This is a genomic window from Rufibacter ruber (assembly GCF_014138425.1).
GTDB classification, from domain to species: domain Bacteria; phylum Bacteroidota; class Bacteroidia; order Cytophagales; family Hymenobacteraceae; genus Nibribacter; species Nibribacter ruber_C.
On record NZ_JACJIQ010000003.1, the window covers coordinates 19,827 to 32,238 of the forward strand.

9 protein-coding genes are annotated in these 12,412 nt (G+C 49.7%); 4 read left to right on the plus strand and 5 right to left on the minus strand.

Annotation, left to right across the window (positions count from 1 at the left end):
* Positions 1 to 255: 255 nt before the first annotated feature.
* Complete coding sequence (locus FHS90_RS04470) at positions 256 to 1,566, plus strand: ammonium transporter (protein ID WP_182512049.1); 1,311 nt, start codon at positions 256 to 258, stop codon at positions 1,564 to 1,566.
* Positions 1,567 to 2,259: 693 nt separating this feature from the next.
* On the opposite strand, the gene FHS90_RS22715 is transcribed toward FHS90_RS04470, so the two are convergent.
* The gene (locus FHS90_RS22715) at positions 2,260 to 5,928 is read right to left on the minus strand and encodes an AAA family ATPase (RefSeq protein ID WP_182512051.1); all 3,669 of its coding nucleotides are present in this window, start codon (positions 5,926 to 5,928) and stop codon (positions 2,260 to 2,262) included.
* Between the two features lie 148 nt (positions 5,929 to 6,076).
* Complete coding sequence (locus tag FHS90_RS04480; RefSeq protein WP_182512053.1) at positions 6,077 to 8,044, minus strand: DUF262 domain-containing protein; 1,968 nt, start codon at positions 8,042 to 8,044, stop codon at positions 6,077 to 6,079.
* Positions 8,045 to 8,170: 126 nt separating this feature from the next.
* Here FHS90_RS04480 and FHS90_RS22580 point away from each other — a divergent pair, with 126 nt between their 5' ends.
* Complete coding sequence (locus FHS90_RS22580; protein ID WP_281367867.1) at positions 8,171 to 8,293, plus strand: hypothetical protein; 123 nt, start codon at positions 8,171 to 8,173, stop codon at positions 8,291 to 8,293.
* A 173-nt stretch (positions 8,294 to 8,466) separates the two neighbouring features.
* On the opposite strand, the gene FHS90_RS04485 is transcribed toward FHS90_RS22580, so the two are convergent.
* On the minus strand, positions 8,467 to 9,795 hold the full coding sequence (locus FHS90_RS04485) for a hypothetical protein (RefSeq protein ID WP_182512055.1): 1,329 nt from the start codon (positions 9,793 to 9,795) through the stop codon (positions 8,467 to 8,469).
* A 45-nt stretch (positions 9,796 to 9,840) separates the two neighbouring features.
* Positions 9,841 to 10,149 carry a putative quinol monooxygenase gene (locus tag FHS90_RS04490; protein ID WP_182512057.1) on the minus strand — a complete coding sequence of 103 codons (309 nt, stop codon included), beginning with the start codon at positions 10,147 to 10,149 and terminating at the stop codon, positions 9,841 to 9,843.
* A 420-nt stretch (positions 10,150 to 10,569) separates the two neighbouring features.
* Here FHS90_RS04490 and FHS90_RS04495 point away from each other — a divergent pair, with 420 nt between their 5' ends.
* Positions 10,570 to 11,097, plus strand: a complete 528-nt coding sequence (locus FHS90_RS04495; RefSeq protein ID WP_066836227.1) for a YMGG-like glycine zipper-containing protein — start codon at positions 10,570 to 10,572, stop codon at positions 11,095 to 11,097.
* 135 nt (positions 11,098 to 11,232) lie between these two features.
* Positions 11,233 to 11,694 carry a nuclear transport factor 2 family protein gene (locus tag FHS90_RS04500; RefSeq protein WP_066836222.1) on the plus strand — a complete coding sequence of 154 codons (462 nt, stop codon included), beginning with the start codon at positions 11,233 to 11,235 and terminating at the stop codon, positions 11,692 to 11,694.
* Between the two features lie 73 nt (positions 11,695 to 11,767).
* Here the strand turns inward: FHS90_RS04500 and FHS90_RS04505 are convergent, their stop codons facing one another.
* Entirely contained in the window at positions 11,768 to 12,295 is a 528-nt protein-coding gene (locus tag FHS90_RS04505) for a GNAT family N-acetyltransferase (protein ID WP_241499039.1), read from the minus strand.
* Between the last annotated feature and the right edge of the window lie 117 nt (positions 12,296 to 12,412).

Here is a 12,412-nt window from a genome sequence, read left to right on the forward strand (position 1 = left end):
TGAACCTGGTCTAAAGCCCTGAAGGGCTTGATAGTTACTACTTTGCTAAAATTTAGCCGCCAGAATTATGGAAAGTTGTAAATCAGGTTGGCTACAGACGCTCACTTTAAAAAAGTCTTAATGTGTATTTAATAAATGACAGCAGAAATAAGGATTGTTTGAAAATATTTTAGGTTAATGCTTTTGTTGATGTTAAATTTTTACTGAATTTTCAGTATTGGCCTATAAACTACTAACCTGCAAACAAAACCTTTCATGACCACTAAGCTTTCTAAGATTCCCTTCTTTCTGTTGGTGATCACCGTTGTTCTCACCTTTGTATTCCCGTCTGTGCCCAAAGGGGCGGCGCAGGGAGAATTCAACCCGGCAGATACCGCCTGGATGCTCACCGCCGCAGCCCTGGTGCTGATCATGACGCCCGGGCTGGCCTTTTTTTACGCCGGCATGGTGAGCCGGAAAAACGTGATCTCAACCATGCTGCAGAGTTTCATCTGTATGGCTATGCTGTCGGTGATCTGGGTGGTGTTTGGGTTTAGCTTGGCCTTTGGCGATTCTATTGGGGGTGTTTTCGGGAATCCCGCCACCTTCTTCATGATGCGGAACGTGCTGGACGGCCCCGCCTGGGAACTGGCACCCACCATTCCGTTGGCCTTGTTTGCCATGTTCCAGCTGAAGTTTGCCATCATTACGCCGGCTTTGATTACGGGTGCCTTCGCAGAGCGTATCAGGTTCACCTCTTACACCATTTTCATTCTGCTGTTCTTCCTTTTCATTTACGCCCCGCTAGCCCACGCCACCTGGCACCCGCAGGGTATTCTGTTCCAGCTGGGTGTCTTGGATTTTGCGGGCGGAACGGTGGTGCACATGTCAGCGGGGTGGGCGGCACTGGCGTCTGCCATCTGCCTGAAACGCCGCAGCGAGGCGAACCACAACCCGGCCTACATCACTTTTGTGCTACTGGGTACGGGCTTGCTATGGTTTGGGTGGTTTGGCTTTAACGCGGGTTCGGCCATGGGCGCGAATGCGTTGGCGGCCACGGCCCTGGCCACCACCATGACGGCCTCGGCGGCAGCCGCCCTGGCCTGGATTTTCTTTGACGCCGTGAAAGGCCGTAAGCCCTCAGCCATGGGCACCTGCATTGGTGCCGTGGTGGGTCTGGTGGCCATTACGCCCGCCGCCGGATTTGTAACCTTGCCGCATTCTATCGCCATTGGCGTGATTGCCTCTGTGGTGAGTAACCTGCTGGTAGATTTCAGGTCCCGCACCAGCATTGATGACACACTGGATGTGTTCCCGTGCCACGGCGTGGGCGGAATGGTGGGCATGCTGCTCACGGGTGTGTTCGCCAGTAAAGGCGTGAACCCCGCCATACCGGACCAGGGCTTGATCTTTGGGGAAACCAAGCTGTTTCTGGTGCAGCTGGGGGCGCTGGTGGGGGTATCTGTTTTCGCCTTCGGCGGATCCTGGATTCTGTTGAAAGTGACCAACCTGATTTCACCGCTCCGCGTGTCTGTAGAAGAGGAGCAATTGGGCCTTGACCAGTCCCAGCACGACGAGAAGATGTAGCGTTTTCGGCCTGTTTTCTGGAAAACAGGCCGAAAACAGACAGCTTTTCATGCAAGGTCTGCCTTCGGCTTGTTTTGTTCGTAATCTCTAAGGTTGGGGAAAAGTTGGGAGCTATTGTTCTCAAATAAATGCCACAAAAATCAAACCTCTGGGAAGTGCTCCAGGTCATTTAGATCTTTGGGTCTGGCAGAGGCCTGCTTGTACTTTTTCAAATCAGTTAGATGGATAAGAGATAAGGAAATGATTTACTAAGTGCATGGCTATTTTGAGGCATTCTTGCGGGCGAAGAATTGCTCTAGCGTCTCATCTTCCCGTTTTATAAAGAGTCTGGTGCGTTTGGGCATCTGTGGGTTTGGTTGGGAATAAAACTCCCAGTATACCTTTTGATTTAACCTGAAAGCCTCTGCCAAGCGCTCCTCAAAACTTTTGCCAAGCTAAAACTCCCGTTTATCATCCTGCTCCTGAGAAGTGGTGAATTTTATCTTCGGTTTCCTAGTGTCTTCTTTCGCTTCTCTATACTTTAGGGTTGACTCCCGTTTTTGGCCTGTTTTCTGAAAAGTAAGCCGAAAACAGATTTCCCGCAAAATACGACTGCTCCAAAGACCTCGTAGCGTCTGCATAACCTGCGAGCGTCTATGCCAACGCTGTAAGAAGACGCTCGCAGGTCCTCTTGGACGCTACGAGGTCAAAAAATCACACGGCCATTCCCACGGCACTCTCCACTCTGATACTGCTTCTACCGCCCGCCAGTTTCTCCACCACAATCTGCGTGCTGATGCGCTCTTTCAGGGCTTCTACGTGCGAGATAATGCCAATCATCTTGCCGCTGGCCTGCAGGCTTTCCAGGGCGTCCATGGCAATGTCCAGCGTGTCAGCATCCAGCGTGCCGAAGCCTTCGTCAATGAACAGCGAGTGAATCTGGGCTTTGTGGCTGGCGAGGTCTGATAAACCTAAAGCTAAAGCAAGGCTCACCAAAAAGCTTTCGCCGCCAGACAATGAGTTAACCGACCGCACGGCATCACCTTGGTAGGTGTCCAGAATCTGGAGGTCCAGCTCATTTTCATTGCTCTTTAAGATGCGGTAGCGGTCGTTGAGGCGGTGCAGGTGGCGGTTGCCCAGTTCCACCAGCCGCGCCAGCGTGAGGCTTTGGGCGTACTTGCTGAACTTCTTGCCATCGGCGGAGCCGATGAGGTTGGCGAGCCGGGCCCAGCGCTCAGCTTCGCCTTTCTGCACATCTAGCTGTTGGGTGAGTTGGCGGTGCTTCTCGCGTAAATCAGAGTCTTGCTGCAGCTGCATTTCCAGGCGGGCCATCTGGGTGAGGTGCTGGTTTTTCTCCTCTTCCAGCGTCTGGAGGAGCGGCTGTAGTTCATCCAATGTCAACTCGGTGAGGTGGCGCTCTTTCTCGGTTTGGTACTCTACGCGGCATTGTGCAAGGCTGTGCTCCAGTTCATGCAGGGCTTTCTGCAGGCGCTCCTGTTCCTGCCGTAGCTGCCGCGCTTCATATTCTGGCAACAGCAAGGCTTGCAATTCCGCTAAAGAAGCGTACCCCAACGGCTGAATTTTCTGCAGCAGCGCCGCCTCCAGTTCCTGTTGCGCTTGCTGGCTCGCCTGCTGTTCTTTCTGTTTTTGGCTTAGTTGATGGGTGAGCAGGTTCAGTTGCTCCTGCTCGCGCTGCAAACCAGCTTCTGATTGTTGCAGGGCTTGTGCCGCCTGTTGCAGCGCTTGTTGTAAGCGTTGTTTTTCCGCTTGCGGCTGCACGCCTTCTGGCAGCAGGGCATTCCGCTGACGGCGGAGTTCCTGCAGCTGTTCCTGTGCGGTTTGCAGGTGCGCTTGCCGTTGGGTGAGTTCGGTCTGCTTTTCTTCTAAGGTGGCTTTGCCATTATCAGCGGCGGCTTTGGCCTCAGAGTAGTTGACGCGTAGCTCCGGCAGCAGCGCCTTTTTCTGCTCATACGTTTGCCTGCGCGTCTCAAGCTGCGCCAGCAATTCTGCGCCGTTGGCACCCGAGTAGGTGAGGCCGTAGGTGCTGAAGAAGCCTTGCAGGGTCTCGGAAATCACCTTGGCCTGTTCGGCTACATCATCCAGCTCGGTTTTCAGTTGCGCCAGTTGCGTGTCGGCCTGCGTCCGTTTTTGGGCTGTTTTTTCCATTTCATGCCGAAAACGCTGTTGCTCGTTGAGTATTTTCTGCTCAGTGGCGCGGGCTTGGTCTAGCTGCGTGCGGAGGCCGCGCAGGCTTTCTAAGGTGGCGGTGGCCTGCTGCAATTCGGTTTTGCGGGTTTTCCAGTAGCGGTCAATGGAGTCTGAGACGGCAATCTCATGGGCCAGCTCCAGGGCAGCATTTAGCGCAGCGAACTGCGTTTGCAGCTGTTGAACGTAGGTTGCAATCTGGGTGACCTGCTCCTGCGTGTGCTGCTCGGCGAGTTCCAGGCGATGCACGGCGGCGGCCAGTTCCCGCTCCTGCCCGTCCAGGCGCTGTACTATGGTTTGCTGCTGCTGCAGGTTCTGCTCGGCCTCGCTTAAGGTCTGCGGCTGGTGCGCCTCTACCAGCGGGTGGTGCGTGGAGCCGCACAGCGGACACGGCTGCTGGGGCTGCAGTTGGGCGCGCGCATCTTCGTATTTCTGAATCTGCCGCTGCAGGTCCACAATCTGCTGCAGGTCTTTGAGCTTGTCCTGCGCCTGTTCCCGCTCGGTTTGAGTTTGCCCGAGACTGGTGCGCTGCTGGTGCAGGTCTTGGGTGATTTTGGCCAGTTGCGCCTGCAACTCCTGCCGCCGGGCCTCCTGCTGCAGGTAGGTTTTGCTCAGGTCCAGCTGCTTCTCCAGTTGGCTGCACACGCTGGGCAGGCGCTGGCAGAGTTGCTCCAGCGCCTCGGGCTCCTGGCCTTGCAGGGCAGCGGTGGCCTGTTCCTGTAACGCAGAAAGTTGCTGTTGCTGGGCTTGCAGTTGCCCTTCGGTGGCGGCTAATTGCTGTTTGGTAAGGGCTTCGTTTTCGGCCTCTTTTTCTGAAATTAAGCTAAAAACAGCCTGCTCTTTCTGGAGCTTCTCCTGCTGTTTCTGCACCTCCTGCAAGTTTCGATATTCAGCTCTGCCGTCATGCAGCATCTGCGAAAGTTCTTCGTCCAACCCGTGTTCTTTGAGCCAGTCGTTCAGTTGCTTGCCTTCCTGTACCAGTTGTTGCAGGGTATTCTGCTGTTGCATTTGTTGTTGGGAAAGCTGCTGCACCTGCTGCTGCTGTTGCGTGACGGCTTGTTGGTCTTTGGTGTATTGGGCCTGCTGTGCGCTAATATGCGAGTCTTGCTGCAGCACCTGGTCCAGGCGCGGTTCGGCCTCTATGAGGGTTTGCTGCGCCTGCGAGTGGGTGGTGCGGGCGATTTGGGTGGCCTGCGTTTGGGCGGCTACCTTCTGCTCCTGCACGGGCACCTGTTGTTGCAATGTAGAGACGGCTTGCGCTACGGTTTCACCCTGGCGCTGTACTTCCTGCAGGCGCGCCAGTTCGCTCTGGAACGGCTGGGCCTGCTCGTGCCGTTGCAGTTTCTCGCGGTTGAGCTGCCCGGCCTGCTGCTGGGTTTGCGCCTGCGCGAGTTGGCTGCTCAGCTGCGTCTCTTTCTGGGTGAGCTTCTGCAGGTTCTCCAGCCACGTCTGCTGTTGCAGGTGCTGCTGTACCTGCTGTTGGGCCAGGCGGGCCTCGGCTTTCAGCCGAAGGGTTTCCTGTTCCAGGGCGGTGCGGTCTTCTTCAGACAGCAGTTGGTCTAGTTGCAGCCGCTGCTCAATGTCCTGCAGTTTCTGTTTTTCGGCCTTGGCCTTTTCATAGGCGGCCATGGAAATCTGGGAGTAGATGCGGGTGTCGGTGAGTTTCTCCAGGAGTTCGCTGCGCTCGCTTTCGCTGGCCTTCAGGAAACGGGTGAAATCGCCTTGGCTGAGCATCACGGAGCGGAGGAACTGCTGGAAATCCAGTCCGCAGAGGTCAATGATGCGCTGGCGGGTCTCAGAGAGGCGGCTCTCCAGCACTTCCTGCGTGGCGGCATCAATGAGTTCCATGACGGGGCTCTGTAGCTTGCCGTCTGCCTTGCTGCGGCTGCGCCGAAGGCTCCAGCGGGCGCGGTACGCTTTCCCCTCGGCCTCAAACTCCACCTCGGCCCAGCACTCGCCGGTGTGGCGGGTCATGATTTCGGCCACGTCGCGGCCGTGGCGGGGCACCTGGCCGTACAGCGCCACCGTGATGGCGTCCAGAATGGTGGTCTTGCCCGCGCCCGTAGGCCCCGTAATGGCAAACAGCCCACTCTCGCTCAAAGGTGGCTGGTTGAACGGTATACAATGCTCGCCCTGCAGCGAGTTGAGGTTACAGAAACGGACGGAGGTTATCTTCACGGGAGGTACGCTTTGCGAGAAAGTAAAGATAACAGGTTTTGGGGAAGGGGAGGAGAAGTGGGGTTTCTGTTTTTGGCTTGTTTTGGGAAAAGTAGGCTGGAAACGGAAAGGCCAGCCTCTTAATTAAAGAAGCTGGCCTTTAGGATTGTCAAAGTTCTAGTACTTCTGGTTTTTCAATACTAAAGTTCAATAGTAATAAATCTTTTTTGTCTAATTCCCACTCTTGGAAACTTATATTCCATCTTCTTTCCATAAAGGTAAGCAATTCAAGCCCTCTTTTAATTATTTCTTCTGCTCCCCAGTTGTCATAACATGAAATTGCTATTTCACTATAAGACCCATTGTAAAAACCAACTTCATCTCCTTCTTTATTTAAATGTTTCTTTTTAAAGTTAAAAGACTTGTTTTGTAACTCAGAATTCTTCGACTGATTCAATAAAACAAGATTTCCTAGATTATGTAAAAGGATGTTTTTTTCTTTTTTATTAAAATTTTTAAACTGATTTCTCCAATAATCATCAGTAGGAGTTTGTGGATAGATATGTTCAATTGTATCTTCTTTCTTTCTTCTGTTGAAATCGCTCCATTTAACTTTTTTATTTCCTCGAGATTTTTCCTGAAGATTTAGTTCGTACTCATATAAAAAGTATCTTAATCCGTTCCAACTGTAAAAACCTTCTCCTTTTTTGTATTGATCCTGAATGTAGCTTCTGAATTTACCTAAGTCAAACCACCCCCATTCTTCATCTGATCCAAAGGTATTCCAATTGATATCATTAATTACTTTTTCTATGTCCGTTTCTCCGTAACCCCAATAGTCTTTTTCAAAATAGAACATATTTGCTAGCCTGTAAAAGTGGCTATTTTTAGTGTTAGAAGGTCTTTGTGAAAGCCTGAATACTAAAAATATGAATTTTTCAGCAGCTTTTAATAGTGGTAGAAACTCTTCTTCCTTGCATTTTGTTAATGCAGCCATAAAAAGGGGAGGAAAAGCGCTCATGCCTAACCTATTTAATTTTTGTATCCACTCCTTTGTTTCATCACTATAGTTTGAGTACTGTACATTAAACAAGTAAAACCACGATTTTATTGATTTAGATAAACTGTCAATATAATCCTTTATATCATTGAATTTCAAATTTTTTTGTAGTACATTTTTTGCAGTAAATCTTTTATTTAGAAGAAATTTAGCAAACGAATCTGATTCTTTTCTGTCATATGTATAATACATAATCCAATGATTCCTTAAAAAGTCGTCATCGTCAAGTGGGTTGTCTTTGTTTTTGCCTAAGAATTCATATATGGTTTTCCAAGTTTCATTGATATCACTTCTTAGCCGAGCTTTCAATGAAGAATCAATATCTAGTAAAGTTGATAGATATATTAATCTGTTCTTTAGTAATTCTAGGGTTGATAGAGGTTTTCCTCTGTTATTCATTGTTTCAAAAGTAACATATGTATCTAATTCATCATCTATTTCATAAAAATTAAACTTGATTTTGCTTGTAATTTTTTTAAAGATGTTTTCAATTTCGTTTGTTTCTAGTTTCTCGAGTTTTTTGTTGAAAAATTTTTTTGCAAAATTTAAGTTTGAAGTATATAGTGTTTGTTCAGGGACTTTGTCGGATGTTGAAGATTCTTGATTTAAAATCTTTGTCTTAAAAAACTCATCACTTGGATTGTCTTTTTCATAACCGAAAATATACGATTTGTATGAGTTTTTATAAGTTTGGAATAGAAACTTATTTCTCCAATGATCTTTTGTTTTAAAATTTATATCTTCTTCATCTTTATACTGTCCTAGTATTTCATTGAGTAATATGATTGAAGTTGTAAGCCTTTGCTGGCCATCAATTAAATAATATGCTTTTAATTCACGATCAAAGAACCACATGTCATCTTGCCATTTTTCTAAATTTTCAACTGAACTCCGAGGAATAGGTTCAACAGTCAGAAGTCCAGTATAGTGAACTCTGTCATCTTTTAGATTAATAATGTCTTCCCAAAAGTCTTCTAATTGTTTCTCCCCCCATGAATAGCCTCTTTGGTAGTCAGGAATTCTGAAAAATTTTTCATTGAATATCTCTGTCATTGACTGTAACTTGTTTTCTGCCATTGCTTTGAACTTTAAGTTGATTATTTAGTTTGTAATTTAATAATGTTAAGAAAGAAATAAGATTAATGGAGAATCTAACTGCTTCAATAAGTAAATGAACTTTTGAGGAAGTAGTTAAGCTAAGATATGATTAAATACATAAAACAAAAACTCACCTACCCGTACCCCAAACTGGAAGATGAAATAAGTGGCAAGCGCTACTTGAAAATACTTGGCGTACTTGTGTTGCAGGAGAGAAGTGAGTTTTAGCATGACCTTGGGCTTTGTCTATACAAGATAACGCAATTGCGTTAAATGCGCAAGGCTGGCGGATGAGGCGCAATTTCTGTTTTCAGCCTACTTTTCTCAAAACAGCCCCAAAACAGCCAAGCCTGCACCTTAGAAAGAGCAGGCATGGCTGTGAAAAAAATCAGGGCAAATAGTTACTTCACCTTCTTACTCAAATCACCCGGCGTGATCTGGTTGCTCAGCAATTCCCCAAACAGCTGCCAGCGTTTCTGGGTATTTTCAGGGGTGCCGCCCTGGGCTTCAATGTACTGCTGCACCAGGTCTTGCCCGTAGTTGTAGTTGATCACGTAGCTGCGGTATTTTTGAATAAAGCTCACCGACTTCTCTGCCGAGGCCTGTTCATAGAGACCTTCCTCCATCAACTGTTTGGCAGCCTGAGCTTCGGTGATGGCTCCTGCCAACAGTTTTCGGCCTACATCATTGCGCACGTAATTCAATTTACCCATAAGGGCTGAGGCTTGGTAATAAAGCGCCAGGTTAGTAGTGTCCATTCCCGTCAGCGGAAGCAAGACTTCACGGGCGTACCGCTGGTGCTCAGCAGGCGGAAAGGCCACCTGCACCCCGAAGTTGGCACTGCCCTCGGCGATGAACGACTGCGGACTGAACAGCGGGTACAGGGAGATTTCCACGTGGCCTTTGTCTTGGTAGAGGTGCTTTTCCAGCAGGGCGTTATAGACGTGGTGCCCGGGGTAGCCTTCGTGGCAGGCCAACAGGATGGCGTCATTGAGACTCTTGGGGAGGTCTGTGTTCACCTGAATGACACTCTGCAGGTTGCCTTTGTACCAGTTGTAACCCGACCACGGTTTTTGGGTGACATACTCAAGGGTGAAAGACTCCTGCGCGGGCAGTTGAAAATGCTGAAGCGTGCGGCGGCGGGCTTCGGCCACGGCCGTTTTGAAAACGGTGTCTAGTTTTTCCTTGGGAATATGGAACCGGCTGGCCAGTTTCTGGTACCGCTCCTGCACCGTGCCCTTACCGGGCAGAAGGCTGTCCAGTTGCCGCACCATGGCTGGGAAGGTGCCCGGGGCAAAGTGCGGCGCCTCTACGCCAAAAAGGTCTTTTGATTCCTCGTCAAAGGTGCCGTACTCGCCAGCGAAAATCCTGATGCGCCGCCCAAACGCCACCAGTTGCTGCGAGATCCAGTGCGCGCGGGTGCGCAGGCTGTCTGGCGTTTCTTGGGTCTCATATAGTTGGAACTGGGTGAGCAGCCGGTTCACCCGCGCCAGAAGTGTGTCTTTAGGAAACACGGGAAGCTTGGGCGCGGTTGGTTTGAGCGAGTCTGGCCCGTAATAGGCATCCACAAAATCTGGGTCATACTGGCCAATCTCCAGCCCCAGCCGCACGTACTGCGCGGCCAGCTGGTTCAGGTTTTCGGCCGAGGCCGTTTTTGGGCTGTTTTTCTCAGAACAGGCCAAAAACAGCAAAGGCAGCAATACGGGCAGGCAGAGTTTTCTGAGGTTCATCTGGTACAGGGGTGTGTAGAAAGGCAGCAGGGGAGGCCGTAACGGTTAGGAAATGCCCTTGCCGCCCACCACGGCCAGCTCAATCTTTTCGGGCTTGCCCGCCAGAAGCGGCATGGCTTGCATGATCAACTCTCTGCAACCCTCAATTTGCAGGGAATTATCATGGTCTTCTACGCTGTCCCAGATTTCGCTCACCCAGATCCAGTCTGGGTGCTGCGCGTCTTTGTAAACGATGTAGTGGTGGCAGCCCGGGGCAGTGGCGACCAGCTGGGCCGCTTGGGTTAAGAGGGTGAGGAGTTCTTCGCGCTTGCCGGGCTGCGCCATCATTTTCCCGAAGAGGGCATATTTTTCCATAGGTTTAAGAGCATGTTTAAATTTGTCTTTTCCGCTGCAAATGGTATCAAAAGAACCTGATATCGCATTTTTCTCCCACCATAGCGGGGCGTATGCTGCTCAAAAAACGCTTCGTCAGAACCTTTCGCTCCCCATTTTCGCTCGCAAAACCAAAATTTAGACAAGCTCTAAGAAGGGGGAAAGGGTTGATTACCTAAACATCTTAAAGACTCTAATGTAAAAGAAGCATCTAAAATAGACAAGTAACAGTATAAGGCTTTGAAAACCGGGTTCAGTACCTGCTTGAAAGTTTGGCACGGAACTTGGAATATCCTCTACAGCGACTAAAAGGGTTGCGGAACGAAATTTAAAAGTTGGCACGGTACTTGGGTTTAGTACGCCAACAGAGTAAAAAACTTCTCTCACTATAAAGAAACTGTTATGAAAAAGGTAAGTGTAATGTTAAGCCTGGTGCTGATGTTTGCAGTAGTGTTAAGCAGTTCTGTACAAGCACAAGAAAAGAAAAAGTGGAGTCCGCAAGCCAAAGGTGCCGTGATTGGTGCCGGTACTGGTGCTGCCGCCGGGGCCATTATCAATAAGAGAAACCGTGCCGTTGGGGGTGTTGTAGGCGGTGTGGTAGGTGCCGGTGCCGGGTACGGTATTGGTAAGATCATTGACAACAAGCAGAAGAAAAAAGCTGCTGAGGAACAGGCGGAGTTCAACAGAACCGTGGCGGCCAACAGAGCCTACGCCTATAGCTCTTCTAACCGTTCTGCCGGTACCGCTAAAAGAGCCGCCAGCTCATCAGCTAAAGCTGCCGCGCCGGCCGCCCCAGCTATGATGACGGGTTATACCGCCGGTCAGCCGCAGATCATGAGCATGAACAACCTGAGCTTCTTGCCCAATGAAGACTATGGTGACTATTCAAAACCATATTCCAACACGGAGTACAGAAGAAAAAGCTGGTAAGCCGGCTTTACTTCCAACCCCTGTCAAAAACGCCCAAGCTCCTTAACCTGGGCGTTTTTGATAAAAGACTGATAATATTTGAAACTCCTAATATTCAAAGGGAGTATGAGTGGTATCAAACTTAAAACCTATACTATGAAACCGTATTTGATCATAATCGCTTTGGTCGCCTTTCTTTCTTCCTGTTCCAAGACGGCAGAGAAGCAGGAGCCTGTAAATGTGCAGCAACTGAACCAGACCTTCATTGGTGCCTGGAACAGCCGAAACTCTGCCCAGTTAGACACTCTCTTAGCAGAAGATGTGCATTTTGTGCAGGGGGAGGTTCATTTCAACGGCAAATCAGAAGTTTCTCAGAAATGGGTGCGTGAAACCCTGGGCTCTATTGAAAACCTGAGAATCTCACCGGTGGCCACTGGGGTAGATGACAGCATTGCCTTTGAAGGCGGTACGTTCACCGTTGACGTGATCCCGACTGACCGGCAGCTGCCCCGCGGTGAAGGCGAAGGAAACTTTGTGCTGATCTGGAAAAAGAACGACAAAGGTGCCTGGAAACTCTTTTACGCCCAGCTGGAAGACCATCCGGTGCAGGTAAGATAAATTTCAGAGCATATTTGCCAAAGCCCCGGTGCCACGTTGAAAGAAGTGGTGCGGGGGCTTTTTTTGTGGCCCTTCAGGTGGTGCCAAACAGTTTTAGCTCCTCCTGCTGAGAAGGCAGTGTTACGGTGCCTTCATACTTTAAACCAATCTTTTCTAACAGCTGGATAGACCGCTGGTTATCCTGGGTGGTAATGGCCAGTACCCTTTGAAAGTTTAGGGTGGTCATGGCATATTCCAGCACGGCAGAGGCGGCTTCTACGGCGTATCCTTTGCCCGTGTGCGCCGGAAGGAAAGCATACCCCAGGTCTACATCTTCCAGCAACTCCCGCTTTACCAACCCGCAGATGCCAATGGGCAGGTCTTCTTTGGTCAGTTTCACCAGGTAAAAGCCGTATCCCTTCTGCTCATAGCTGTTCATAGGGCCGTTCTGGATGTAAGCCCGCGCATCTTCCACCGTTCTGATTCCACGGTCGCCAATGTATCTGATCCAGGAGGGGTCATTCATGAGCTCAAACATGAACGCGGCATCTTGCGGGTTCAGATGGCAAAGCGTAAGGCGGGAGGTTTGCAGCACATCCATACTTATTGGTTCAAGGAGCATAGGGTGGGGGTCAAAGGTGCCAGGGAAACGATTTCGTATTATAAAATCATTTAAGGAAGTTCTAATATAAAGATTCCTTTTAACTGTGCGAGCATGGGCCGCTGTTTTAGGCCTGTT